The organism is Bradyrhizobium ganzhouense (genome assembly GCF_049949285.1).
GTDB lineage: Bacteria > Pseudomonadota > Alphaproteobacteria > Rhizobiales > Xanthobacteraceae > Bradyrhizobium > Bradyrhizobium ganzhouense.
Genome location: NZ_CP181318.1, coordinates 3,432,013 through 3,456,605 on the forward strand (window position 1 = coordinate 3,432,013; position 24,593 = coordinate 3,456,605).

Sequence of the window (24,593 nt, forward strand, 5' to 3'; positions counted from 1 at the left end):
CGATGGGACGCATTATCTGCTGCGGTCTCGGCCCCGGCGATCCCGATCTCATGAGCGTGCGCGCCGATCGTACCGTGCGCGGGGCAAAGCACGTCGCCTATTTCCGCAAGAAGGGCCGGCCCGGTCAGGCGCGGCGCATCGTCGAGGGCATGCTCGCAAGCGACGTCACTGAATATCCCATGGAGTATCCGGTTACGACCGAGATCGCGTTCGACAGCCCTGACTATGTCCAGCTGCTAGCCGGCTTCTACGACGAATGGGCCGAACGCCTGGCGCGACTGGCGCGCGCCGTCGATGTCGTCGTGCTCTGCGAAGGCGATCCCTATTTCTACGGCTCGTTCATGCATCTGCACACGCGCCTGCAAGGCCGCGTCGAGATCGAGGTGATCGCCGGCATTCCCGGCATGGTCGGCTGCTGGAACGGCGTTGGTCAGCCGATTGCACTCGGCGACGACGTCACGACCGTGCTGATGGGCACGCTGGCTGAAGCCGAGCTCGAACGCCGCATGCGCGATTCCGATGCGCTCGTCATCATGAAGACCGGCCGCAATCTCGCAAAGGTGCGCCGTGCGCTCGCGTCCGCCGGCCGGCTCGACGATGCCTGGCTGGTCGAGCGCGGCACCATGCCGGGCGAGCGCGTCGTGCGGCTCGCCGAGATCGACGCTGCCGACTGTCCTTACTTCGCGATCGTGCTCGTGCACGGCAAGGGCCGGCATCCGGACGCCGCCGAATGACGGGCACGCTGACCATCGCAGGCCTCGGGCCGGGCAGTGATGCGCTGGTGACGCCGGAAGTTTCCGCCGCGCTCGCCGCCGCGACTGATATTCTGGGTTATGCGCCCTATGTCGCGCGCGTCCCGCCGCGGGCCGGTCTCACCCTGCATCCCTCCGACAACCGGGAAGAGCTTCAGCGGGCAGCCGAGGCGTTGCGCCTCGCTGCCGAAGGCGGACAGGTCGTCATCGTCTCCTCCGGCGATCCCGGCGTGTTTGCGATGGCCTCCGCTGTGTTCGAGGCGCTCGAGCAGGCGCCGCACTATCAGGGGCTGCCGATCCGCGTGCTGCCCGGTATCACCGCGATGCTGGCCGCGGCCGCGCGCGCGGGTGCGCCGCTTGGCCACGATTTCTGCGCGATCAATCTCTCCGATAATCTCAAGCCCTGGGCGGTCATCGAGAAGCGGCTAAGGCTTGCCGCGGAGGCGGATTTTTCGATTGCGATGTACAATCCGCGCTCGGCAAGCCGGCCGGAAGGGTTTGGCCGCGCGCTTGCGGTGTTGAAGGAGGCGGGCTGCGGCGAGCGCCTCGTGGTCTTCGCGCGCGCGATCAGCGCGCCTGACGAGAAGATCGTGACCGTGACGCTGAACGAGGCGACGCCCGAGATGGCCGACATGCGCACGCTCGTCATCGTCGGAAATTCTCAGACGCGCCGCGTCGGCCTTTGGGTCTATGCGCCGAGGCAGGTTCGATGACCGAGCCATTCCATCACTTCAGCGACGCTCTCCACCCGCAGCCGGTCGGGCAATTTTGGTCGCGTGATCATGATCACGGGCAGGCCGAGCGTGCGCGCGGCATCGATCTTGGCGCGGGCACCGTCGCCGCCGGAATTGCGCGCCACAATCCAATTGATGCCACGCGTGCGCATCATGTCGAGCTCGCCGTCAAGCGTGAACGGCCCGCGCGACACGATCACATCGGCAGCGAAGGGCAGAGGTGCTTCGGGCGGATCGACGAAGCGCAGTGTGTAGACATGCTGCGGCTTGCTCGCGAACGGCGCGATGTGCTGGCGGCCGATGGCGAGGAACACTTTTGCGGGCGCTACGGGCAGCGCAGCAGCCGCGACGCCGACATCTCCGACTTCAATCCAGTTGTCGCCGGGCGCTTTGCTCCACGGCGCGCGCTCGAGCGCAATCAGCGGAGTGCCGGTTTCTGCGCACGCATCAACGGCATTGCGGCTCATCTCGGCCGCGAACGGATGCGTCGCGTCGATCACATGCGTGATGCCTGCGCTGCGAATGTAATCGGCAAGTCCGTTTGCCCCACCAAAACCGCCGATGCGGGTCGGCAGCGGCTGGGCTGCTGGCGCGCGGGTGCGACCGCCATAGGAATACACGGCATCGATGCCTGCGCGTGCGATCTCCGCGGCGAGCAAGCTCGCATCGGCAATCCCGCCCAGTATAAGGGCGCGCATCATGGCTGATCCCTGGCTGACCATCATCGGTATCGGCGAAGATGGCCTTGCCGGGCTATCCGATGCAAGTCGAAAGGCGTTGTCCAAAGCGGAAACCGTCTTCGGCGGCGAGCGCCATCTTGCGCTTGCAGATGCGGGAAGCCGCGGCCAGGCGTGGCCGGTGCCGTTTGACGCGGAGGTCGTGCTGGGCTGCCGAGGCCGGCCGACGGCAGTGCTGGCCTCCGGCGATCCGTTCTGGCATGGCGCCGGCGCGAGCCTCGCCGAGAAGCTCGGCGGGGACGAGTGGATTGCGCATCCGGCGCCGTCGACCTTCTCGCTTGCTGCTGCGAGGCTGGGCTGGCGTATTGAAGCAACCGCCTGTCTTGGTCTCCACGCCGCGCCGTTCGAGCGTCTCTTGCCGCATCTCGTGCCGGGCGCGCGGATCATTTGTCTCGTCCGTGATGCGAAGGCCCCAGGAGATCTCGCGAAATGGTTGACGCAGCGCGGGTGGGGCGCCTCGCTCCTGTGGACTCTCGCTGCGCTTGGCGGCCCACGCGAAAGCATCGACCAGCATCGCGCCGATCTCTTTGCTGAGGACCTCGCTGGGAATCTGGTTGCGGTGGCCGTGCAGGCGTGGGGAGGCCAGGGCATCCCCCGCAGCTCCGGTCTTCCAGACGGTCTGTTCGCCCATGACGGTCAGATCACCAAGCGGCCGGTTCGAGCACTCGCAGTTTCTGCGCTGGCGCCGCGTTCCGGCGAGCGGTTGTGGGACATCGGCGCTGGCTCCGGCTCGATCTCGGTGGAGTGGGCGCTGTGCGGAGGAACCGCGATTGCCATCGAGGCGCGCGAGGATCGCGCCGCGAACATCCGTAGCAATGCGGCGGCGTTTGGACTGGCGCATCGGATCACCGTGATCTCAGGGCGGGCGCCGGAAGCGCTCGCGGCGCTGGAAGCACCTGACGCCGTCTTCGTCGGCGGCGGTCTTGATCGCGTGACGTTCGACGTGGTGTGGTCGCGGCTTGCGCCGGGGGCGCGGCTGGTCGCGCATGCGGTGACTCTGGAGACGGAGGCGCTGCTCGGCGAGCTGCATCAGCAGCATGGCGGCGAGCTGATGCGGGTCGAGATTGCGCATGCCGCTCCGCTCGGCCGCTACCGGTCCTGGGAGGCGGCGCGGCCGGTGGTGCAGTGGAGTGCGGTCCGATGAAGGTCGCCGGGCTCGGATTCAGGAAGGATGTCACGCTGGCTTCGCTGCGCGAAGCGCTTGCGGCCGCGGGCGGCTCTGATGGCCTCGCGGCTGTGGCAACCGTCAGCGACAAGGCTGACGCGGAGGTGCTGAAGCAGCTTGCACGCGAATGCGGTGTGCCAATCAAGGCCGTTCCGTCCGATGTGCTCGCGAGTATCGATACGCCGACGCAGTCAAAACTGGTTGCGGAAAAGTTCGGCCCGGGCTCGGTCGCCGAGGCCGCCGCACTCGCGGCTGCTGGCCCACGCGCGCGCCTGATTGCAACGCGCGTGGTCTCGGAGGATCGTACGGCGACCGCCGCGATCGCAGAAGGAGACGGCGCATGACCGTCCACTTTATCGGCGCAGGGCCGGGCGCTCCAGATTTGCTGACGCTTCGAGGGCGCGATTTGATCGCTTCCTGCCCGGTCTGCCTCTATGCCGGCTCGCTGGTGCCCGAGGGCGTGCTGGCGCATTGCCCGCCCGGCGCACGCATCGTCAACACCGCGCCGCTGTCGCTCGACGAGATCGTCGCGGAGATTTCTGCCGCGCATGCGGATGGCAAGGACGTCGCGCGGTTGCATTCCGGTGATCTCTCGATCTGGTCGGCGATGGGCGAGCAGTTGCGCCGCCTGCGTGCGCTTGGCATTCCCTTCACGGTCACGCCCGGCGTGCCGTCCTTCTCCGCCGCGGCGGCCGCGCTCGAAGCTGAGCTGACATTGCCCGGCCTGGCCCAGACGGTGGTGCTGACGCGTACGCCGGGCCGCGCCAGCGCGATGCCCGAGGGCGAGAAGCTCGCGGCCTTTGCCGCCACCGGCGCGGTGCTCGCCATCCACCTCTCGATCCATCTGCTCGACAAGGTCGTCGCCGAGCTGACGCCGCATTACGGCGCGGATTGCCCGGTCGCCATCGTCTGGCGCGCGAGCTGGCCGGATCAGCGCATCGTCCGCGCCACGCTCGCGTCGCTCGATGCAGCGGTAGCTACCGAGATGGAGCGCACCGCGCTCATCCTGGTCGGCAAGACGATTGGTGCTGCGGATTTCGACGAGAGCCGCCTCTATGCCGCCGACTACGACCGCCGCTACCGCCCTGTCGGCGCCGAGCCGCGTTTTCCGGAGGTGTCGTGATGCCGGCCGGCCTCGTCATCTCCGCGCCGGCCTCCGGCGTCGGCAAGACCACACTGACGCTGGCGCTTGCGCGCGCCTGGCGCAATCGCGGATTGCGCGTGCAGTGCTTCAAGAGCGGGCCGGACTATATCGACCCTGCGTTCCACGCGGCCGCAACGGGACGCGCCTCCGTCAACGTCGATAGTTGGGCGATGGATCGCGCGACGATCGCGCATCTCGTCAGCCGCGGCACTGATGCCGACATCGTGCTGGCCGAGGGCTCGATGGGCCTATTCGACGGCGTCGCCGCGCGCGGCGTCTCCGGCACCGGGGCCACTGCCGACATCGCGGAGATGCTGGGCTGGCCGGTGGTGCTCGTGATCGATCCGTCCGGGCAGGCGCAGACCGCCGCGGCCATCGCCGCAGGGCTTCGTGATTATCGCGCCGGCGTGGACCTTGCGGGCGTGGTGCTCAACCGTGTCGCCAGTCCCCGTCACGAGGATCTGGTGCGGCGCGCCCTCAATGATGTCGGCATCGCCGTGTTCGGCGCGCTGCCGCGGCACGCCGAGATCAGCCTGCCGAAGCGGCATCTCGGCCTGGTGCAGGCCGAGGAGCAGGCCGAGATCGGACAATTGATCGACGAGGCCGCGCGCTTTGTCTCGGAGCATGTCGATCTCGGTGCGGTGCTGCGATCCGCAGCCGCGTGGTCTGTGCCATCAGCGGCGAACGGCCTGAACGTAACGCCGCCGGGCCAGCGCATCGCACTCGCGCGCGATGCGGCATTCTCCTTCGTCTATCCGCATATGCTGGAAGCCTGGCGCGCGGCAGGCGCGGAGATCTCGACGTTCTCGCCGCTTGCCGATGAAGAGCCCGACGCAAGCGCCGACGTGTGCTGGCTGCCTGGTGGCTACCCCGAGCTTCATGCCGGCAAGATCGCCGCCAATGCGCGCTTCCGCAGCGGCCTGTGCGCCTTCGCCGAGACACGACCCGTGCACGGCGAATGCGGGGGGTATATGGTGCTGGGAACTGCTTTGACCGATGCCGACGGTATCCGTCACGAGATGACAGGCCTGCTCGGACTGGAGGCCAGCTTTGCCAAGCGCCGCATGCATCTCGGCTATCGTCTCGCCGCGCTGGCAGCGCCGATGCCGGGCCATCAGGTCGGTGCGCGCCTGCGCGGCCACGAATTCCACTATTCGACGATCGTCGCCCAGCCCGATACGCCGCTCGCGGTCGTGCACGACGCAACCGGTGCGGTCATCGCCGAAACCGGCTCGCGGCGCGGCTACGCCACCGGCACGTTCTTCCATCTGATCGCGGAGGACCGGTGAGCGGCTTTGTCACCTTCATCTCCGCCGGCCCCGGCGATCCCGAGCTTCTCACGCTCAAGGGCGCCGCGCGGCTGCGCGAGGCGGACGTCGTGCTCTATGACGACCTTGCCTCCGGCGCGATCCTCGATCTGGCGCGGCCTGGCGCCAATCTCGTCGCGGTCGGGAAACGGGCTGGGCGACCGTCGACCAAACAACATCACGTCAACCGTCTGCTGGTCGACTATGCCGCGACGGGCGTGCGCGTGGTGCGGCTGAAATCGGGCGATGCCGGCATCTTCGGCCGGCTCGAGGAGGAGCTGGAGACTCTGCGCGAGGCCGGTATCAGCTACGAGATCGTTCCCGGTGTCACCTCGGCTTGCGTGGCCGCAGCTCAAGCCGGGATTCCCCTGACCCGTCGCCACACCTCGCGCCGGGTGCAGTTCGTGACCGGAGCCGACGTCACCGGCGAACTGCCGCAGAATTTGAACTGGGCGGCGCTGGCCGATCCTGATGCGACGACCGTGGTCTATATGGGCCGGCGCACCTTTCCGGCGCTGGTCGCGAAGTTGATCGAGCAGGGGCTCTCACCAAGCACTCCGGCGCTGTTCGCCGAATCTCTCGGCCGCGCCGACGAGCGGCTGGTGCGCACCACCATTGCCGAGCTTGCCGAGCAGCTTGCGCGCGGCGGTGCTGCTTCTACGGCGGCCGTGATCATGTTCGGCGCGCTGGCGGAGGGCGGACCGTCATGATGACGCTCTCCCTGATCGGCATCGGCTGCGGCGATCCCGGGCAGCTCACGCGCGCTGCGATCGGCGCGATCAACGCTGCCGATCTCGTTCTGATCCCGCGCAAGGGGACGGCAAAATCCGATCTTGCCGATCTCAGGCGGGCGATCTGCGCGGATGTGCTCACCAATGACACCACGCGCATTGTCGAGTTCGATCTGCCCGTGCGCGACGCCGGTGAGGCTGATTACCGCAAGGGCGTGGACGATTGGCACGACGCGGTCGCCGCGAGCTGGTCGCAGACGATCGCGGATCATCTCGGCGGTGACGGCAAGGTCGCGCTGCTGATCTGGGGCGATCCCTCGCTCTATGACTCTTCGCTGCGCATCGCGCGGCGGCTCAATCCATTGCCTGATATCGAGGTCGTGCCCGGCATCACCTCGATCCAGGCGCTGTGCGCGGCGCATGCGCTGCCGCTCAACGACATCGGCGAGCCGTTTCTGGTGACGACCGGGCGCCGCTTGCGCGAAGACGGTTGGCCGGCGGGCGTCGATACGGTCGTTGTGATGCTCGACGGCGGCGCCGCGTTCCAGTCGCTCGATCCGTCCGGGCTTGACATCTGGTGGGGCGCCTATCTCGGCATGGCCGATCAGATCATCATGTCCGGCGCGCTGGTCGAGGTCGGGGCGCGCATCGTCGCATCGCGGCAGGCCGCACGCGAGCGGCATGGCTGGATCATGGACAGTTACATTCTCAAGCGCAGGCCGTAAGCGAGGCAGCATGCTCCCTGATTGGGTCACCCAGAAATGCCCCGAGATCTCCGCCGCCCATCGCGAGGCGGCAATCGCGCGGCAGGCGCAACTGACAAAACCGACCGGCGCGCTCGGCCGGCTGGAGCAGCTCGCGATCGAGCTTGCCGGCTTGCAGGCGACTGAACGTCCCCGCGCCGCACGCGTGCCAATCATCATCTTCGCCGGCGATCACGGCATCGTTGCCCAAGGCGTGTCGGCCTATCCGCAAGCCGTCACCATCGCGATGATGGCGAATTTTGCCTCCGGCGGTGCCGCGATCTCGGTGCTGGCGCGCGAGCTCGGCTCGATCCTTGAGGTCGTCGATGCCGGCACGCTGGCGGAGGCGGCGATGCCCGGGATCGTCACGGACAAGCCGCGCCTTGGCACTCGCGATTTCAGCGTCGACGCTGCGCTCACGCCGACCGAGCTGGCATTCGCCTTTGAGGCCGGTCAGCGCGCAGTGGCGCGGGCGAAGGCCCATCAGCCCGATCTCCTGATCTTCGGCGAGATGGGCATCGGCAACACCACGACCTCGGCGGCGATCGCCGCGAGCCTGCTCGGCATCAGCGCCGAGGAAATCGCGGGCACAGGTACCGGTGTCGATGCAGCGGGCCGTGCGCACAAGGCGCGCGTGATCGATGCGGCGATCGCGCGTCATGGCGTTGCGGGTTCGGCGCCCGAAAGGATCCTGTGCGCTGTGGGTGGTCTCGAGATCGCGGCGATCTCCGGCGCGATCATCGCGGCTGCGCAGGCGCGTATTCCCGTGCTGATCGATGGTTTTATTGTCTCGGTTGCCGCGCTCGCGGCCGTGCGGCTGAACGCGTCGTGCCAGCCGTACCTGCTGCCGTCGCATCAATCAGCGGAGCAGGGGCATCGGCTGGTGCTGCGCGCGCTGAACGTGCAGCCGCTGATCAGCCTCGATCTCAGGCTCGGTGAGGGATCGGGCGCCGCGATCGCACTGCCGCTGGTGCGCTCGGCCTGTAGCCTTCACAACGACATGGCGACGTTCGCGCAGGCCAATGTGCCGGATCGGCCGTCCTAGGCCACGCGTTGATTGACCGAGACGACGCGCCAGCCGGTTGCGAGCCGATCAATCCGGGTCAGCGACAGCGGATCGATCACGAAGCGCAGGGCGGCTTCTGGCGTCAGGTCGAGTGCGATGCAGAGCGCGGCGCGGATGGTGCCGGAATGCACGACGAGCGTCGCGCGGCCTGCGCCGATCCGCGCCAGACCCAGCCGGACGCGCGCGACCTGATCTTCGAAGCTCTCGCCGCCTGGCGGCCGTCCGCGCGCCGGATCGCTCCAGAATTGCGCATAGGCCTCGCCACCGTGAGTTGCGAGCTCGTCATGCCGCCGGCCGGTCCAGTCGCCAAAATCCTGCTCGCCGAATTCGGGCAACAACTCGGGGGCGAGCCCCAACGCGCGCGCCGTCTCGGCCGTGCGTCGGGCCGGGCTGGCATAGGCCGCGGCATCCTGCGGCAGGCACCGGCGCAGTGCCTCCAGTTGCGCGCGATCGCCGAGATCGGCTGGCGCGTCGGCGGCGTGGATCGTCCCTTTGACGCCATCAACGGGGGCATGCCGTATCAGCCAGAGGAAGGTCTCGCCTTCCATTGCTTATCTCCGAAGAAGTTGGTCGCTGTGGCAATAACGCCGCAGCTTGTACATTGACTCTGTCGTGATCGTAACCCTAGATGACTTTGACGGTTTCCCCGAGAGGGGATGAAAAGGGAATGCGGTGCGGGGATGTTTCCCCAATGCCGTAGCTGCCCCCGCAACTGTAAGCGGTGAATCCTTCGTCAGAAGCCACTGGGTCCTCGGTCCCGGGAAGGCGACGAAGCGGTCACGACCCGCGAGCCAGGAGACCTGCCGTCAGCCGTGGTCACACGCGAAGATGTCGGTCGGGGAGTACAGACATTCGGCTTCATCGGAAGGCTTATCAGCCGGAAGATGGGACCTTGGTTCGCGGTGACGTGCCACTGACGTCACACCGAGGTCCAAGACCGTGTCTTCTATCCGTATTGTACGACCACGCCATTTCCTGCTGGCGTCCGCTGCGCTTGCGCCGCTTGTTGCTGCCGATGTGCATGCCGCCCACGCGCAGCAGGCTCGCGAACCGCTGCCGCCGGTGGAAGTCTCGCCCATCCAATCTCGCAAACAAGCCAAGCGGATCGGCCGGGACGCGGCAAGTGCACGCCGCGCGGCAGCGCGCAGGCCCACCGCAGCGGCGACCGCGCCAAAGCCGGCCGTGCCGAATGTTGCTGCGCCGACGCCGCTCAACAGCAACGCGGTCGCCGAGAGCGCCTCGCGGCTCGGCCTGACCGTGCGGCAGACGCCTGCGACCGTCGAGGTGATCTCCGCCGAGACCATCCGCGAGCAGGGCTATCGCACCGTCTCCGACGTGGCGCAGGGCGCGGTCGGCGTCACCGCCGGCGACAATCCGGCCGAACCCTCGGCCTTCTCGATGCGCGGCTTCACCAACAGCCAGATCAATACGCTCTACAACGGCATCAAGATCGGTCCGCAGAACATGACCTCGCGGATCATGGACACGGCCAATCTCGAGGCCGTGGAAATCCTGAAAGGGCCGGCCTCGCTGATCTCGGGCGAGGGCGCCGCCGGCGGCGCGATCAACCTCGTCACCAGGCAGCCGCACACCGGGCCAATTCAGAACGAAGCTGATTTCTCGTATGACTCCCTGAACTCCTTCCGCGCCCATTACGGTTCCGGCGGCAGCACCAACGTCCAGGGGTTGGACTACCGCTTCGACGTCAGCCGCTCCACACTCAACGGCTTTGCCGACGACACCAACACCAAGACGCTCGACGTCTCCGGCCAGCTCAACTACCGCATCTCCGACAGTCTCAAGGTCTGGGGTGCGATCGAATATCGCGAGGACCGCGGAAAGGCCTATTGGGGCGCGCCATTGGTGCCGGTGGCCTTCAGCGGTTCGCACGCCACGGCGGGCATCGTCTCGGGCACTTATGTCTCGAACTTCAACGGAACAAATCTCGGCCCGATCACCATCGACGATCGCACCTTCAACACCAACTACAACGTCCTCGACAATCGCAACGTGGCGCAGGAAGTCTGGCTGCGCGGCGGCTTCGAGCTGAAGCTGGCCCCCGACCTGACGCTGAAGAGCCAGGCTTATGCTTATGGCGCCGAGCGCAGCTGGTTCAACAACGAGGTCGAGGCGTTCAACACGGCCACGAATACTGTTGATCGCAGCCGCTTCTATGTCGCGCACAGCCAGCGCCTCGTCGGCAACATCACGGATCTGACCTGGGATGCGAATATCGCCGGCTTCGACAATCGCCTCGTCACGACGCTGTCATCGAGCTACCTCGACTTCGTCAGGCCGGGTGCAGCTAATTTTCCCGGCGATTCCGTTGATCTCGTTGATCCCAACCGTGGCTTCTACGGCCTGCTGACGACCAAGCAGCAGACCGCGCGTATCGACAACGAGGCGCTGTCGTTCGAGGACCGGCTGAAGCTGACGCGGACGTTCTCGCTGATCGGCGGCCTGCGCGTCGAGCATATCGGGCTCGACCGCAATTCGACCGACGTCAGTGGTCTGGAGAACGCGGGCTTTCCCTTCTCGAAATCCTGGGCACCGGTCACCGGCCGCATCGGCTATACTTGGGAGGCCGTTCCGGGCCTGACCTTCTTCAGCCAGTACGCCACCGGCGCCGACATCTCCGCCAACAACATCTTCTTGCTCTCACCCACCCAGCCGCTCGACCTGACGACCGCGCGCACCTATGAGACCGGCGTCAAGCACGTGTTTTGGGACAACAGGGCGGAGTGGTCGTTCTCGGCCTACGACATCCTGCGCAAGAACGTCTATGCCGCGGCCGGCGGCCAGACGCTCAACATTGCGGGACGGCAGGAATCGAAAGGCGTCGAACTCGCAGGGGCGATCCGGCCGATCGAGCCTTTGCGGCTCTGGGGCAACATCGCCTATGTCGATGCGCGCTATGCCGACTACGACTTTGCCGGCGGCTCGTTCTCGGGCAACACGCCGCCGAACGTGCCGCGCATCGTCGCCAACGCCGGCGCGTCCTGGCGCTTCTCGACGTTATGGCCCGTGGAGGTCGGCATCGTCGGCCGTCACGTCGGCGATCGCTACAACAGCGACGCCAACACCGTGACGATGAATGCGTATACCGTCGGAGACGTCTACGCCTTCGTCGATATCCCCAAGACGGTGTTTAATGCGGTCGATCAGGCGCGCGTGACCTTCCGGGTACGCAACTTCACCGACAAGCGCTACGCGATCTGGGGCGACCCGTTTTATCCCGATCAGATTTTGCTGGGCGCACCGCGGACCTATGAGATCTCGGCCGCGTTCAAATGGTAAGGCGCTGACCACATGATGGGCGCGATCGTCCTCTCGCACCGCTGGCTCGGGATCGCGTTCTGCCTCCTGTTCGCGATGTGGTTTGCGAGCGGAATCGTGATGCACTTCGTTCCGTTTCCGTCGCTGACGGAAGCGGAGCGCTTTGCCGGGCTCGCGCCGGTGGAGCGCACGCAGGCGATCACTCCGGTTGTCGATGCGTTGGCCACGAGCGGGATCAAAGACGCCACGCGCGTTCGCCTGATCCAGCGTCGCGACGGGCCGGTCTATGTCGTGTCGGGGCCGTCGCGCGTGCGGGCGGTGCATGCTTCGGATGGGGGCGACGCATCGGTGGAGTTTCCCGATGTCGCGCTCGCCATTGCGCAAGATCATGCTCGTCGACGCGGGCTCGATGCCGCAATCGCCACGATCGTCGCGCACGCGGATTACGATCAATGGAGCGTCCCCAACGGTTTCGATCGCCACCGACCGCTGTTTCGTGTTGCGCTCGGCGATGCGGTGGGGACGGAAATCTACGTCTCGTCGCGCACTGGCGAAGCCGTGCTGGATACGACCCGCGGCGAGCGCGGATGGAATTGGGTCGGTAGTGTCCTCCACTGGATCTATCCGACGGTTCTCAGGAGCAACTGGTCGCTGTGGGACCAGGTCGTCTCGACGCTGTCGCTGATGGCCTTGATCGCGGCGGTGCTGGGAGCGGTGCTTGGTGTCGTCAAGGTCAGGATCCGAGGAGGCCTTATCTCGTCGCCTTATCGCGGCTGGCACGCCCTGCATCACATCATCGGGCTCGTTTCGACCGTTTTCGTGCTGACCTGGATTTTCAGTGGCTGGCTCTCCATGGATCACGGCCGACTGTTCTCGCATGGGCAATTGACCCCAACGGAGGCCGGTGTGACGAACGCCGTGCCGGACTGGCGCGGGGCACCATCCCTCGATCAGCGGCCGTTACCTCCCTCGGCCCGCGAGGTCGAATGGTTTGCTTTTAACGGGCGTGTCTTTCGGCGCGATCGGACTGGCCTTAACAGCCAGACCCTGACCAAGTCGGGCGAGGCGGCCCGCGATCGGCAAACGGCGTTCCTGGATGAGCAGGACGTCCTCAGCCTGACGACGCGCCTAGCGGCAGGTTGTGGCGCTGTGTCTGCTATCGCCTATAACGACGATTATCCCGCGCAGTCCATCGTTCCCGGCGCGCCCGTCTACCGCTCCCGCTGCGGTGATCTCTGGTTCGACATCGACGGCGCTGACGGCAGCGTGTTGCAACGGCTGGACGCCTCGCGGCGGGCCTATCGCTGGTTCTACAGCGCGCTGCACACGCTCGATTTCCCCGTTCTCATGGTGCATCCGCGCCTGCGCGATGTCCTGATCGTCGGGCTTTGCGCGCTTGGCCTGGTGTTCTCCGTCACCGGCATCGTGATCGGCTGGCGGCGTTTGCGGTCGACTATCGTGACGTGAACTACGCTCGTAGCAGCGCCTCGATATGTCGTGCGGCGCGCAGCAGCGTGCGGTCCTGTCCGCGCCGGGCGATGATCTGGAGGCCGAAAGGAAGTCCGGCCTCATCACGCCCGCAGGGGATCGAGATCGCCGGCAGCCGGGCGTGATTGACGAAGGGCGTGAACACGGCGTGTCCGCGGGGGCTTGCCGGGCGGCCGCCGATCATGTCGGGTCCGAGCTGGGTGAACGGCCAGGCGACGCAGGGCACCGTCGGCGCCAGCAGGAGGTCGACTTCCGTGAAGAAGGCCGCGAATGCGTTGGCGATCGACGTGCTGGCGATCAGCGCCCGGGCAACATCGATGCCCGACCAGGCGAGACCGCGTTCGATCTGCTTGGCGATATCAGGATCGAAGACGGCGGGATTCTTGCGAAAGGCATCGCTGTAGAGCGCGGCAAGGCCCGCGTGCTGAAGCGGCATGATCGCGTCTTCCGTCGCACCCGGCGGCCAGACCGGATCGCGTTGTGCGATGGATAAGCCTGCGGCGGCGAGACGCGCAACCGCGGAGGCGATCCCATTTGCGACGACATCGTCGACTGCGACGTCGAGCCCAAGACGCGGTGAGAGTGCGATGCGCAGGCTGGAGATGTCAGGGGCATCTTGCGCGATGCTTGCTGAGTCCGGATCGCGCGGATCGTCGCCGGCCATGACTTCGAACGCCAGCGCGATGTCGGCGACGTCTGTGGCGATCGGCGCGATGACGGACAGGCCGAAGAATGGCTCGGCGAATCCGGGCCCATAAGGGATCGCGCCGTAGGACGGCTTGAAACCGGCAACGCCGACATGGGCCGGCGGCCTGCGGCTGGAGCCGCCGGCATCGGTGCCGATCGCAAGCGGCACAAGGCCGGTTGCAACGGCTGCGGCGGGTCCGCCCGAAGAGCCGCCCGGCGTCAGTGCTGGATTTTGCGGATGCCGTGTGGGCCCATAAAGCGGCGAGGTGGTCACGCCCTTGCTGGCGAACTCGGAGGTTGCCCCGATGCCAACGATGACAGCGCCGGCGTTGCGCAGCCGCTCGATCGCGATGGCATCTTGCGGGGCAATGAAATCGGAGAACAGGCGCGAGCCCTGCGTCGCGCGCCAGCCGCCGACCCAGATGTTGTCCTTGACGACGATGGGCACGCCGGCGAGCGACATGGTCTCGCCGGCGCGCAAGCGATTATCGACCGCCGCGGCATCAGCAAGTGTGCGTGCGGGGTCGATTGTCACCATTGCGTTCAGCGCCTTGGCTTCCTCGATGCGGCCGAGAGCTGCCTTGGCGGTTTCGACCGCGGTCGTCCGCCCGGCGGCGACGTCGGCCGCAGTCTCGCGCGCGCTAGTGACCGGCTTTGTCATGGCTCCCCCAGATCAGCGCCAATGTGTCGCAGAGCGCAAGGCACGCCAAGGCGAAGAAGGCCGCGCCATCCAGGATCGGCACCAGCGCCGGAGCAACGCGGGCGCTGGCCGAACAGCTGTATTTGCGTCTACCATGGCGGCGTGTTCACGGGAGAAGCATTGTGGCAGGCGGCATTTCCATTCACGCGGTCGATGTGGCGAGCGGACTGCCTGCCCAGGGGGTGCGCGTCGAGATCTGGCGGATTGATCCGGATTCGTCGCGCATCGCCGACGGGCGGCTCGACGCCAACGGCGTGCTCGATCATCCCGTCGTGCAAGGTGCGGGCGTCACGGCCGGCGAGTACGAGGTCCTGTTTCATCTCGGCGAGTTCTTTGCGGACAGCGACGGTTTCCTCACCGTGGCGCCGTTTCGCTTCCGTATCAAGAACGTGGAGGAGCATTTTCATCTGCCGTTGAAGTTCACGCGCTGGGGCTATTCGCTGTTCCGCGGCGCCTGATCAGTTGGTCAACCGGCGCGACAGGCCGGTGACGCGCTCCATCACCGCGACCAGCACGATTGTGGCGATGATCAGCACGCTCGACAATGCCGCGATGGTCACATCTAACTTGCCCTCGAGGTCCTGCCACATCCGGATCGGCAGCATGTCGGTCGCGGCATCACGAAGGAACAGCGAGACCGGCACGTTGTCGAAGGACGACATGAAGGCGATGAAGGCCCCGGCGATGATGCCGGGCCGGATCAGCGGCAGCACGATCCGCCGGAACGTGTAGAGGCGACTGGCCCCAAGCACCGCCGAGCTCTCCAGGAGCGTCGGTTCGAGCTGGGCGAGCGCGGCGACCGTGTTGCGCACGACATAGGGCACGCAGACCACGGTGTGGCCGATCACCAGCGTCAGCGGCGACACCGGCAGGCCGACCAGCGAGAACAGCATCAGCGCAGCCAGACCAAAAGCCAGCGCCGGAAGTACCAGCGGCGACATGAAGAGGGAATCGAGCAGCCGTGCCGATAGCCTCTGCGACCGCGAGATCGCGAGCGCCGCCGCAACGCCGAGCACGATCGACAGGCCGGTCGCCCACAGCGCGACGATGAAACTGTTCTTCGCGGCGAAATGGAGCTGCCAGGCATTCCAGAGTTCGGCGTACCAGCGCAACGAATAGCCCGGTGGAGGGAATCGTAGCGAGAAGCCGCTGGTGAAGGAGACGATCAGAACCACCAGCGATGGTGCAATGATGATGATCAACGCGATGATGGCGACGACAGTCATGACGAATTCGAAGCTGATCGCTTCAAGAGTTCGTTTGCGTCCGCTCATCACGCCCCTCCATAGCCGCGCGACAGGCGGCCGAGCGTGGTGAAGACGGAGACGACCGCGAGCACGGCCAGCAGGAAGATGATCGAGATCGCGGACGCAAGCGGCCAGTTCTGCAGTGTCGACGCCTGCTGATAGAGATACATCGGCATGAACAGCATCTGCCCGCCGCCGATCAGCGATTGGGTGATGAAGGCGGTGATGGCCGCGGCATAAGTGAGCGTGCAGCCGGCGATCACGCCGGGCAGCGACAGCGGCAGCACGATCCTGAAGAAGGTGCGCCAGCTCCCGGCGCCGAGCGAGCAGGAGGCATCGTCGAGATTGGGATCGATCCTGCCAAGCGCGGTGATCAGGGGAAGCGTCATCAGCGGCATCTGCACCTGCGCGAGCGCGATGACGACGCCGAACTGGGTGTAGAGCAGTTTCAGGGGCGTATCGATGATGCCGAGCGATTGCAGCGTCGCGTTGATGATGCCCTGGCGTCCCAGGATGACGATCCAGGCGAATGTGCGCACCACGACGCTGGTCAGGAGCGGCAGCAGCACGATCAGGATGATGATGGTCTGCAGCCGTGGCCCGACCCGTTGGTAGAGCCACGCGATGGGAAATCCGAGCACGAGGCAGACGGCCGTCACTTCGGCACCCAGCAATAGCGTCGAGCCGAGCACGCTGAGGCTGAAGGGATCGGTCAGGAAGTGGACGTATTGGCCGAGCCCCCAATGGAGCCCGGCCGTGTCGTTGTGCAGCGAGAGCCAGAGCAGTTGCAGCAGCGGCGCCACGAAGAAGACCAGGAAGAACAGCGCTAGCGGCGCTGCCAATCCCATTCCGTAGGAGGTCACGTCGCGTGAGGCCGGTGCTGCGCCCATTGCTTAAATCTTGATCTCGCGGTTGAAGCGCTCGATCCAAGCCGAGCGCTGCTCGTTGATCTTCTTCCAGTCCTGGAACACGAATTTCTGTTTCAGCTCTGCCGTGTCCTTGGCAAGCACGCGCGCGATCTCGCCGCCCATCGCCACCTTGGAATTGGTCGGCACGATCAAATAGGGCGGATTCATCAGCGCGGTCTGCACCTCCGGGCTGAGCGATGCCTCGATCAGCTTGAAGGCGAGCTCGCGATTCGGCGAGTTCTTGACGATGTGGATCGTGGTCTTGAAGGCGATGGCGCCTTCCTTCGGCGCCACGAACTCGACCGGAACGCCGCGGGCTTTCAGGATCTGGATGGCGTTGAAATTGCCGGGCGAGATGTCGATCTGGCCCTGCTGGAACAGGGTTGCGAGCGCACCGGGATTGGCGGCGACCGCGGCGAGATTGGGCTTCAGCTCTTCGAGCGCCTTGAAGCCGGGATCGACATTGGCCTCCGAGCCGCCGCGCATCTTGGCGATCTCGACCAGCCAGCCGGTGCCGAGCGTCGAATTGAGGTTGGTGATGCCGACGCGGCCCTTGAATTCCGGCTTCCACAGATCGGCCCAGGAGGTCGGCGGCGTCTTGATCGCTTCCGGATTGTAGGTGAGGCCGACGACCTGGAAGAACGGGGCGGGGCCCATCGGCTCCTGCGCTTCTGTGATCAGGTCCTTGTAATAGGCGCTCTTCTCGATCGGATAGGATTCTGCGAGATCCTGGCCAATCGCGATGAGCGCCGGGCCGGGATCGTGCAGCATGACGTCGATCGGCGGATTGGCCTTGGCGGCATTGATCTTCGCGATCTGGTCGACCGACAGCATCGGATCGAGCACGATCGCCGCGTCTGCGTTGGCCTTGCGGAATGCCGGCACCAGCACGGCCTTGTGCGCTTCCTCCCAGCTTCCGGTGAAGGTTGCAAACACCAGTGGACGGGCCTGGGCGTAGCTCAGCCCGGGAAACGCCTTCATGGCGCCGAGGGTGAGCGCGGTCGTCATCAGGCTTCGGCGGTTGAGGATCATATCGAACTCCCTGTGGACTATGACTGGATCTAAAGCGTTGCGGGGAAGGCGTTGGCGAGCGACGGGGCGAGCGGCGCGAGGCGAACCGCGGCACCGTTTTCCAGCGCGCGCGTCTCGCCGATGCGCGCCTGGGAAATCTTGACGCCGGAGCCGTCCGCGGTCGCGACCTCGTGCACGACCGTGGCTCCCAGCGGCAGCGACATGCCGACGACGCCGGCAAAGCCGGTCTCGTCGCCGACGAACTGCAGATGCTCGGGCCGGATACAGACGGTGACGCGGCCGCCTTCGGTGAGGGCGGCCGCTGGACGCGCAATGATCTCCGCGCCGGCGTCGAGCCGCACCTTGGCGGCGGATCGATCCGCCGACACCACGATTCCGGGCATGCGGTTGGTCGAGCCGACAAAGGTGTTCACGAACAGGGTCTGCGGACGATCGTAGACGTCCGACGGCGATCCGAACTGCTCGAGCTTGCCTTGGCTCAACACCGCGACGCGGTCGGCCATCGACAGCGCCTCTTCCTGGTCGTGGGTCACGATCAGCGTCGTGATGCCGGAGACGCGCTGCAGCCGCTTGACCTCGATCTGCATGTCAAGCCGCAGATTCTTGTCGAGCGCAGCAAAGGGCTCGTCGAGCAGCAGGATCGACGGCTTGATCGCGAGCGCACGGGCGAGCGCGACACGCTGCTGCTGGCCACCGGAGAGCTGCCGCGGTAGCCGCTCCGCCATCGCGGGCAGCTGCACGAGTTCGAGCAGCCGCTGCGCCTCGCGCTGGCGTGACGCCTTGTCGACGCCGCGGGCGGCAAGGCCATAGGCGACGTTCTCGCTGATGGAGAGATGCGGAAAAAGCGCGTAATTCTGGAACACGATGCCGACGGCGCGGCGGTTGGGCGGCAGCGCATCGACGATGTCGTCGCCGATGATGATCCGCCCCTGGGTCTGTGCGATGAAGCCGGCGATGATGCGCAGCAATGTCGTCTTGCCGCAGCCGGAGGGCCCGAGCAGTGCGATGATCTCGCCGCCCTTGATGTCGAGATTGATGTTCTCGACGGCAAGTGCACCGCTCTGATAGCGGTGGGTGACCGCGTCAACGACGAGCGATCGCCCGCCTGGCGTATCAGCCATGGTGTTGCCTCCCGTTGCCCCAGAGGAGAAAGCAAGTCTCGTGCCCGTCGCGCTCGCCTTTCGACGCGAGGTTTGGCATTGTGGAGCGATGATATCGGATCAACCGGTTTGCGATCTCACTGCCACAAGCCTTGCGCGTGTTATCGCGAAGGGTGAGCTCTCCTCGCGTGACGCCGTCGAGGCGCATCTGGCGCGGATCGCGGAACGGGACGCGGAGCTGGCGGCGTTCGTGACTGTTGATGCTGAGGGTGCACGTCGTGCCGCGGAAATCTGCGACGCGGCGCCCGCGCCGGTCGGCCCGCTGCATGGCGTGCCCATAGGGATCAAGGACCTGACCGACACCGTCGGGCTTGCGACCACCTATGGATCGGTTCTGTTCCGCGATCATGTCCCGGCTGAGGATGATCTCGTGGTAGCGCGGCTGCGGCGCGCCGGCGCGATCATTTTGGGCAAGACCAATACGCCCGAATTCGGCTTCGGCGCGGTCTGCACCAACAAACTGTGCGGGCCGACCCGCAATCCGTTCGACCCTGCGCTGACCTCCGGCGGATCGTCCGGTGGCTCCGCTGTTGCCGTCGCGGCCGGCATGGTGCCGCTCGCGCACGGCACCGATTTCGGCGGCTCCGTGCGCACGCCCGCCAGCTTCTGCGATGTCGCCTCGATCCGGCCGACGCCTGGCCGCATTCCGTCGCCGCGCCGACCGCTCGGCTGGGATATGCTGGCCACCCACGGCTTTCTCGCCCGCGGGATCGACGATCTTGAACTCGCGCTGTCGGTCTGCGGGGGAGGGGACGTACTCGATCCGCTCTCGGTCGGCGGCGTCGATGACCATTCGCCCCTCGCAGACCGCCCGCGGATCGCCGTCACGCCCGATTTTGGCGTCGCGCCGGTTGCGCGCGAGGTGCGTGCGCGTTTCGCGACGGCATGCGGGGCGCTGGCCGGTGTGGCTGATCTCCTGCTGTCCTCGCCCGATTGCAGCGGCGCGATTGAAGCCTTCCGGACGCTGCGTGCCGCGCACATCGCCAATAGCTATGGTGAGCTCTTCAGGACGCGTCGCGCCGAGCTCACACCGACCGTCATCTGGAACATCGAAGCCGGGGCAAAGCTCTCCGCGGAAGATTATCTGAACGCCGAACGTCGTCGCACGGCGATCTACCGCAACTTTCGCGAGCTGTTCAGCCGCGCCGATTTCCTGGTCGCGCCGGCTGCATCCGTGTTCCCTTGGCCGAATGAGGTCAGCGATGTCGCAGCCATCGACGGCACGGCGCTGGAAACGCCGATCGATTATCTTGCCGTCACCTTCATCGTGTCGCTGGTCGGTTTTCCGGTGCTGACGCTGCCGGCGCCGCGAGGGGAAAGCGAGCTGCCCATCGGCATTCAGATCATCGCGGCGCCGGGTTGCGAATCCCGGTTGTTTGCCTTCGGCCGTACCATCGAGAATGAACTGGGTTTTTCGCATCGCCGGCCACCTCTCTGATCAGCTGTCGCGATGCTCGAGCCGGGCGGCGAGTACCTCGGCAAGGCCTGTGGTTGGCTTGGCAGCCGGCCTTCGGAACGTCCCGGCCGTGGCCTTGCGCAGGCGCAGCGCAACCAGCGCCTCGGCCTGCTTCACTGAGGCGATCACTTGATCAACCACAGGGACGGGGACTCGGTGGGCGACGCGCTCGGCGAGCCCCGAAAGCGGGGCGCCCGCGAAGATCAGAACGTCGGCCTCGTCCTCGACGATCGCACGTTGCGCGAGATCGACCAGCACATCCTCCTTTTCGGTGCCGACCTCGGAGATCGCTTGAAACGGCGTATCGAGCGTGCGGATACCGGCGCAGCGCTCTCGCAGCCCGTGGCCACGGACGCACTCCTCATACCAGGGCCCCAAGGCCTGGGCGAAGGTGACGATGGCAAAGCGGCGCCCGGCCATGCACGCCGTCAGCATCGCCGCTTCCGCCATGCCGACCACAGGAATGTCAAAGGTCTCGCGTGCGGCGAACAGGCCGGGGTCACCGAAGGCTGCGATAATTGCGGCGTCGACGTTCCGCTGCTGCTCGGCCAGCATCTCCAGCGCGATAGCGCCGCCGATCTGGGCTTCGGTGCGGGTCGAGATATAGGGTACACCGCGCGTCGCGGTGCAGGGGATTAGCTCGGTGCCGGGGGATGCCGCGCGCTGTCCGACGCCGGTCATGAGCCGGGTGACCTCGGTGCTGGTGTTCGGGTTGAGCAGCAGAAGCTTCATGATTGCGACGCCCTCTGCCCGGGGTGGGATTTGGCGAGGACTTCGAGCAGCGCCGTGCCAGTGCGCGCGACGTGAGCGCCGAGCAGGCGACCGGCCGCCTCGCCGTTGCGTGCCTCGAGCGCGGCAAGAATGTCGGCGTGCTCGTCGACCGAATTGCTCCAGCGGCGGTCGGCACCGAGTGCGAGGTAGCGCGCGCGCTCGGCGCGGGAGATCAGTGTTTCATGCGCCTCGCGTAGCGGCGTGTTGCGGGCCATACGGACGATGGTGTTGTGGATCTCGCCGTTGATGGCGAAGTAGTCGTCGAGCTTGCCGTTGCGGTGATGCCCCTCCATCCGGGTCTGAAGCGTGCGCAAGCGGGCAAGATCGCGCTCGGTGGCCCGCTCCGCAGCGAGCTCGGCGGCGAGCCGTTCGATGCCGGCCAGCGCCTCGAATAATTCCGAGATGCCGTCGATCGCGAGGCCGGCGATGCGCGGGCTGCGGTTCGGCCGCAGCTCGATCAATCCTTCGGCGGCGAGCACCTTCATCGCCTCGCGCAAGGGGGTGCGCGACACGCCCAGCTCTTTCGACAGCTTGGTCTCCTGGGTCTGCGATCCTGGCGGCAGCTCGCCGCGAATGATCATCGTCCGCATCCGCGCGGCGGCGCGCTCATGCAGGCCCATCCGCTTGAGTTTGGGCGACTTTCGTCCCTTTGGCGCTTCCGATTTTGGTTGCACGCGTGCCTCACTTCTCACGTTGATCTTAGCCGTTTCCGGCCCTTTGGCTTGCCCAAAATATCGACGCATCTCGCTGAAAACAATGGCATAATGCGCAAATTGTATGCAGCATGCAGAAACTGGATTGCGCTGCGGCGAAGGGCGACGGATGATCGCCTGCGACGCGCGAGAGCTCGCGCCTTCGAAACGGAGTAAGCGATGCGGACGAGTTTGCGACTGGGTCTCGTGTTGATGGCGGCGCTCCTTGGTGGAAGCGATCTCGCCGCCGCGCAGACCACGAAGATAAAGCTAGGCTATGCCAAATGCGCGCATTGCCTGCCGATGTCGCTGATCCCCGGAATGGCGAAGGGCGTTGAGGTCGAAGCGACCGGCTTCAACTCGGGCAACGACGTCCTCACCGCGCTGATATCGAAGAGCATCGACGTCGCGCAAGTCACTTACCTCCACTACATCACCGCACTCGACAAAGGTTTTGATGTCGTCGCCGTGTCCGGCCAGATCAACGGCGGTTCGGAATGCCTCTCGTCTGCGAAGCTGAACCTTCCGCCTGATGATTGGACCGCTTTCAAGGCGATGGTTGCCAAGGGGAAGAGCGACGGCCAGCCGCTCAAGGTCGCAGCGTCCCGCGGCAACGCTCAGGATATTCATATGCGCGGCGCGTTCCTGAGACAGGGCGTCGATCCCAACAAGGACATCCAGTTCATCAACATTCCCAATCCATCCGATCACCTCGCGGCGCTCCAGCGCGGCGAGGTCGACATGATCTGCTCGGTCGAGCCGTTCGCCTCGCAGATCCGGCTCGCCGGCGCCGGCAAGCACTTTGTGCTTCCTTACGATCAGGCCGCGGGCAATCTCACCAACCTCATCGTCACCCGTTCCGACGTGATCGCGAGCCAGCGCGCCGGCGTTCAGGGTGTCGTCACTGCCGTGGTCGAGCTCGACAACAAGCTGATCGCCGACAAGGGCCCGTGGATCGACGTCATCAACAAGCTCACGGGCCTCGACAAAACGGTCGCGACCGAGGCGCTGAAGAACGCCGCGCCGGATCCGGCGATCCATCGTTCGCAGACACTCGCCATCGCCGCCATGATGCGCGACCTCAAATACATCTCGAAGGATGTCTCCGCGGAAGCGGAGAAGAACATGGATTATTCGTTCCTGGAGCAGGCCACGGGAAAAGCCAAGAATGACCTCGGTTACTGACGTTTCACCCGTCAAGCCGGCGTTCCGGCTGACGCGGGCGTTCCAGGGGCTCGAACGCCTCATCGTTCCCGCGCTGCTGATCGCGGGCTGGGAGGCCTTCGCCCGCAGCGGCATGCTTCCGCCGGCGTTGCTACCGGCGCCGAGTGCGGTGCTGCATGCGCTCGGCGACTGGGTGTTCGGGTTCGATGAGACCACGCAGACCTATTCCGGGCACTGGCTGCGCGATGCGCTCGCCAGCGCCTTGCGCGTGTTCGGCGGCTTTGCGCTGGCCAGCCTGCTCGGCATTCTCGCCGGCGTCGCCATCGGCTGGTCGCGTCTGTTCGAGAAGACGTTGGAGCCGACGCTCCAGATGCTGCGCCCGATCCCGCCGGTGTCCTGGATTCCGCTGGCGATCATCTGGTTCGGCATTGCCGACAAGCCCGCAATCTTCCTCGTCTTTCTCGGTGCCTTCTTTCCCGTGCTGATGAACACCATTCATGGCGTCAAGACCGTGGACCACAATCTGGTCCGTGCCGGCGCGATGATGGGCGCGAGCCAACGGCAGATGCTGACCGACATCGTGCTGCCGGCGGCACTGCCCTCGATCTTCGCCGGCCTGCGCATCGCGGTCGGCTCCGCCTGGATGCTGACGGTCACGGCCGAGATGGTCGCGGTGAAAAGCGGCCTCGGCTACGTCTTGTGGGATTCCTATTACTTCCTTCGCTACGATATCGTGCTCGCGGCGATGATCTCGATCGGGCTGCTCGGCTATCTCTCCGACCTCGGCCTCAAGGCGATCATGGCGCGCACGCTGCGCTGGCAGCAGACAACCACTGTGCAGGGCAGGGCGGGCTGATGGCGGCAATCGAGCTTCGCAACATCGTCAAGGTGTTTTCCGACAAGCGGCGCGGCCGCGATCTGCTGACGCTGGACAACATCAATCTCGACATCGAATCCAATGATTTCGTCTGCCTGCTCGGTCCGTCCGGCTGCGGCAAGTCGACCTTGCTCAACATCATCGCCGGCTTCGAGCATGCGACCTCCGGCCGCACGCTGGTTGATGGCAAGCAGGTCGAGCGACCAGGCTCCGATCGCGGCGTGGTGTTCCAGCAGCCGACCCTGATGCCATGGCTGACGGCGATCGACAACATCGCCTTCCATCTCAAGCTCAGGGGCGTCGCCAAGGCCGAGCGCTACGATCGCGCCATGGAGTTCATCGATCTGGTGGGCTTGCGCGGTTTCGAGCATCATCATCCCTCCGAGATGTCCGGCGGCATGAACCAGCGGGTCGGCATCGCCCGTGCGCTGTTGATGAATCCGAGCGTCATCCTGATGGACGAGCCGTTCGCGGCGCTGGATGCCCAGACCAAGCTCGAAATGCAGGAGGAGCTGGTCGCGATCTGGCAGAAGCGCCGCTGCACCATCGTCTTCGTCACTCACAGCGTCGACGAGGCGCTGGTGCTCGGCAACAGGATCGTGGTGATGACCAAGCGGCCCGGCCGGATCCGCGAGGCCGTCAATTTCGACCTGCCGCGCCCGCGCGACATCACCAGCCCCGAATTCAACGACGCAAAGCGCCGTATTCTTGCGCTCATTCGCGAGGAATCGACGCGCCTCGCGCAGGCGTCCTAGC

The 24,593-nt window shown here is 65.9% G+C and carries 25 protein-coding genes and 1 riboswitch; of the genes, 16 read left to right on the forward strand and 9 right to left on the reverse strand.

Annotated elements, in window-relative coordinates:
- Positions 1-2: 2 nt before the first annotated feature.
- Both ACLFLU_RS15550 and cobJ read left to right on the forward strand, forming a co-directional pair.
- Positions 3-734 carry a precorrin-2 C(20)-methyltransferase gene (locus ACLFLU_RS15550; protein ID WP_426413042.1) on the forward strand — a complete coding sequence of 244 codons (732 nt, stop codon included), beginning with the start codon at positions 3-5 and terminating at the stop codon, positions 732-734.
- Positions 731-1,465 (forward strand): precorrin-3B C(17)-methyltransferase, encoded by a 735-nt coding sequence (gene cobJ / locus ACLFLU_RS15555; protein WP_426413043.1) that lies wholly within the window; start codon positions 731-733, stop codon positions 1,463-1,465. The genes ACLFLU_RS15550 and cobJ overlap by 4 nt, the downstream gene beginning before the upstream one ends.
- Here cobJ and ACLFLU_RS15560 read toward each other — a convergent pair.
- Positions 1,441-2,187, reverse strand: coding sequence for a cobalt-precorrin-6A reductase (locus tag ACLFLU_RS15560; RefSeq protein ID WP_426413044.1), 747 nt, complete (start codon positions 2,185-2,187; stop codon positions 1,441-1,443). The two genes, cobJ and ACLFLU_RS15560, sit on opposite strands and share 25 nt — an antisense overlap.
- On the opposite strand from ACLFLU_RS15560, the gene cbiE reads away from it, so the two are divergent.
- Genes cbiE through cobT form a run of 7 tightly spaced genes read left to right on the forward strand, consistent with a single transcriptional unit; the run spans position 2,186 to position 8,358 of the window.
- Positions 2,186-3,367 (forward strand): precorrin-6y C5,15-methyltransferase (decarboxylating) subunit CbiE, encoded by a 1,182-nt coding sequence (gene cbiE / locus ACLFLU_RS15565; RefSeq protein ID WP_426413045.1) that lies wholly within the window; start codon positions 2,186-2,188, stop codon positions 3,365-3,367. The genes ACLFLU_RS15560 and cbiE overlap by 2 nt on opposite strands.
- Positions 3,364-3,732, forward strand: coding sequence for a cobalamin biosynthesis protein (locus ACLFLU_RS15570; RefSeq protein ID WP_426413046.1), 369 nt, complete (start codon positions 3,364-3,366; stop codon positions 3,730-3,732). Before cbiE ends, ACLFLU_RS15570 begins: the two co-directional genes overlap by 4 nt.
- Entirely contained in the window at positions 3,729-4,511 is a 783-nt protein-coding gene (cobM, locus tag ACLFLU_RS15575) for a precorrin-4 C(11)-methyltransferase (protein WP_426413047.1), read from the forward strand. Before ACLFLU_RS15570 ends, cobM begins: the two co-directional genes overlap by 4 nt.
- Entirely contained in the window at positions 4,511-5,821 is a 1,311-nt protein-coding gene (locus tag ACLFLU_RS15580) for a cobyrinate a,c-diamide synthase (RefSeq protein WP_426413048.1), read from the forward strand. The genes cobM and ACLFLU_RS15580 overlap by 1 nt, the downstream gene beginning before the upstream one ends.
- A complete protein-coding gene (cobA, locus tag ACLFLU_RS15585; RefSeq protein ID WP_426413049.1) occupies positions 5,818-6,549 on the forward strand; it encodes a uroporphyrinogen-III C-methyltransferase in 732 nt (243 codons plus the stop codon). Before ACLFLU_RS15580 ends, cobA begins: the two co-directional genes overlap by 4 nt.
- Positions 6,546-7,295, forward strand: coding sequence for a precorrin-6A synthase (deacetylating) (cobF, locus tag ACLFLU_RS15590; protein WP_426413050.1), 750 nt, complete (start codon positions 6,546-6,548; stop codon positions 7,293-7,295). The genes cobA and cobF overlap by 4 nt, the downstream gene beginning before the upstream one ends.
- A 10-nt stretch (positions 7,296-7,305) precedes the next feature.
- Positions 7,306-8,358, forward strand: coding sequence for a nicotinate-nucleotide--dimethylbenzimidazole phosphoribosyltransferase (gene cobT, locus ACLFLU_RS15595; protein WP_426413051.1), 1,053 nt, complete (start codon positions 7,306-7,308; stop codon positions 8,356-8,358).
- Here cobT and ACLFLU_RS15600 read toward each other — a convergent pair.
- Positions 8,355-8,927: a histidine phosphatase family protein gene (locus tag ACLFLU_RS15600; RefSeq protein ID WP_426413052.1), complete on the reverse strand. Its 573-nt coding sequence runs from the start codon at positions 8,925-8,927 to the stop codon at positions 8,355-8,357. The two genes, cobT and ACLFLU_RS15600, sit on opposite strands and share 4 nt — an antisense overlap.
- A 73-nt stretch (positions 8,928-9,000) precedes the next feature.
- Positions 9,001-9,201: riboswitch (cobalamin riboswitch) on the forward strand.
- Positions 9,202-9,318: 117 nt separating this feature from the next.
- Between ACLFLU_RS15600 and ACLFLU_RS15605 the strand changes: the two genes are divergently transcribed.
- Both ACLFLU_RS15605 and ACLFLU_RS15610 read left to right on the forward strand, forming a co-directional pair.
- Positions 9,319-11,676 carry a TonB-dependent receptor gene (locus ACLFLU_RS15605; RefSeq protein WP_426413053.1) on the forward strand — a complete coding sequence of 786 codons (2,358 nt, stop codon included), beginning with the start codon at positions 9,319-9,321 and terminating at the stop codon, positions 11,674-11,676.
- A 12-nt stretch (positions 11,677-11,688) separates the two neighbouring features.
- Positions 11,689-13,122, forward strand: a complete 1,434-nt coding sequence (locus ACLFLU_RS15610; RefSeq protein WP_426413054.1) for a PepSY domain-containing protein — start codon at positions 11,689-11,691, stop codon at positions 13,120-13,122.
- A 1-nt stretch (position 13,123) separates the two neighbouring features.
- On the opposite strand, the gene ACLFLU_RS15615 is transcribed toward ACLFLU_RS15610, so the two are convergent.
- Positions 13,124-14,491 carry an amidase gene (locus ACLFLU_RS15615; RefSeq protein WP_426413055.1) on the reverse strand — a complete coding sequence of 456 codons (1,368 nt, stop codon included), beginning with the start codon at positions 14,489-14,491 and terminating at the stop codon, positions 13,124-13,126.
- 161 nt (positions 14,492-14,652) lie between these two features.
- Here ACLFLU_RS15615 and ACLFLU_RS15620 point away from each other — a divergent pair, with 161 nt between their 5' ends.
- Positions 14,653-14,988 carry a hydroxyisourate hydrolase gene (locus ACLFLU_RS15620; protein WP_426413056.1) on the forward strand — a complete coding sequence of 112 codons (336 nt, stop codon included), beginning with the start codon at positions 14,653-14,655 and terminating at the stop codon, positions 14,986-14,988.
- Here ACLFLU_RS15620 and ACLFLU_RS15625 read toward each other — a convergent pair whose 3' ends face one another.
- Genes ACLFLU_RS15625 through ACLFLU_RS15640 form a run of 4 tightly spaced genes read right to left on the reverse strand, consistent with a single transcriptional unit; the run spans position 14,989 to position 18,838 of the window.
- Positions 14,989-15,804 carry an ABC transporter permease gene (locus tag ACLFLU_RS15625; RefSeq protein ID WP_426413057.1) on the reverse strand — a complete coding sequence of 272 codons (816 nt, stop codon included), beginning with the start codon at positions 15,802-15,804 and terminating at the stop codon, positions 14,989-14,991.
- Positions 15,804-16,667 (reverse strand): ABC transporter permease, encoded by an 864-nt coding sequence (locus tag ACLFLU_RS15630; RefSeq protein WP_426413058.1) that lies wholly within the window; start codon positions 16,665-16,667, stop codon positions 15,804-15,806. Before ACLFLU_RS15630 ends, ACLFLU_RS15625 begins: the two co-directional genes overlap by 1 nt.
- A 3-nt stretch (positions 16,668-16,670) precedes the next feature.
- Positions 16,671-17,717 (reverse strand): ABC transporter substrate-binding protein, encoded by a 1,047-nt coding sequence (locus ACLFLU_RS15635; protein WP_426413059.1) that lies wholly within the window; start codon positions 17,715-17,717, stop codon positions 16,671-16,673.
- Positions 17,718-17,746: 29 nt separating this feature from the next.
- A complete protein-coding gene (locus ACLFLU_RS15640) occupies positions 17,747-18,838 on the reverse strand; it encodes an ABC transporter ATP-binding protein (RefSeq protein WP_426413060.1) in 1,092 nt (363 codons plus the stop codon).
- Positions 18,839-18,926: 88 nt separating this feature from the next.
- Between ACLFLU_RS15640 and ACLFLU_RS15645 the strand changes: the two genes are divergently transcribed.
- Positions 18,927-20,315 (forward strand): amidase, encoded by a 1,389-nt coding sequence (locus ACLFLU_RS15645; protein ID WP_426413061.1) that lies wholly within the window; start codon positions 18,927-18,929, stop codon positions 20,313-20,315.
- Here ACLFLU_RS15645 and ACLFLU_RS15650 read toward each other — a convergent pair whose 3' ends face one another.
- A complete protein-coding gene (locus ACLFLU_RS15650) occupies positions 20,316-21,065 on the reverse strand; it encodes an aspartate/glutamate racemase family protein (protein ID WP_426413062.1) in 750 nt (249 codons plus the stop codon).
- A complete protein-coding gene (locus ACLFLU_RS15655; RefSeq protein ID WP_426413063.1) occupies positions 21,062-21,778 on the reverse strand; it encodes a GntR family transcriptional regulator in 717 nt (238 codons plus the stop codon). Before ACLFLU_RS15655 ends, ACLFLU_RS15650 begins: the two co-directional genes overlap by 4 nt.
- A 198-nt stretch (positions 21,779-21,976) precedes the next feature.
- Between ACLFLU_RS15655 and ACLFLU_RS15660 the strand changes: the two genes are divergently transcribed.
- From ACLFLU_RS15660 to ACLFLU_RS15670, 3 genes are read left to right on the forward strand one after another with little or no spacing between them, the layout of a single operon-like run.
- The gene (locus ACLFLU_RS15660; protein WP_426413064.1) at positions 21,977-22,981 is read left to right on the forward strand and encodes an ABC transporter substrate-binding protein; all 1,005 of its coding nucleotides are present in this window, start codon (positions 21,977-21,979) and stop codon (positions 22,979-22,981) included.
- Positions 22,965-23,816, forward strand: a complete 852-nt coding sequence (locus ACLFLU_RS15665) for an ABC transporter permease (protein ID WP_426413065.1) — start codon at positions 22,965-22,967, stop codon at positions 23,814-23,816. Before ACLFLU_RS15660 ends, ACLFLU_RS15665 begins: the two co-directional genes overlap by 17 nt.
- Positions 23,816-24,592 carry an ABC transporter ATP-binding protein gene (locus tag ACLFLU_RS15670; protein ID WP_426413066.1) on the forward strand — a complete coding sequence of 259 codons (777 nt, stop codon included), beginning with the start codon at positions 23,816-23,818 and terminating at the stop codon, positions 24,590-24,592. The genes ACLFLU_RS15665 and ACLFLU_RS15670 overlap by 1 nt, the downstream gene beginning before the upstream one ends.
- The last annotated feature ends 1 nt before the right edge of the window (position 24,593 follow it).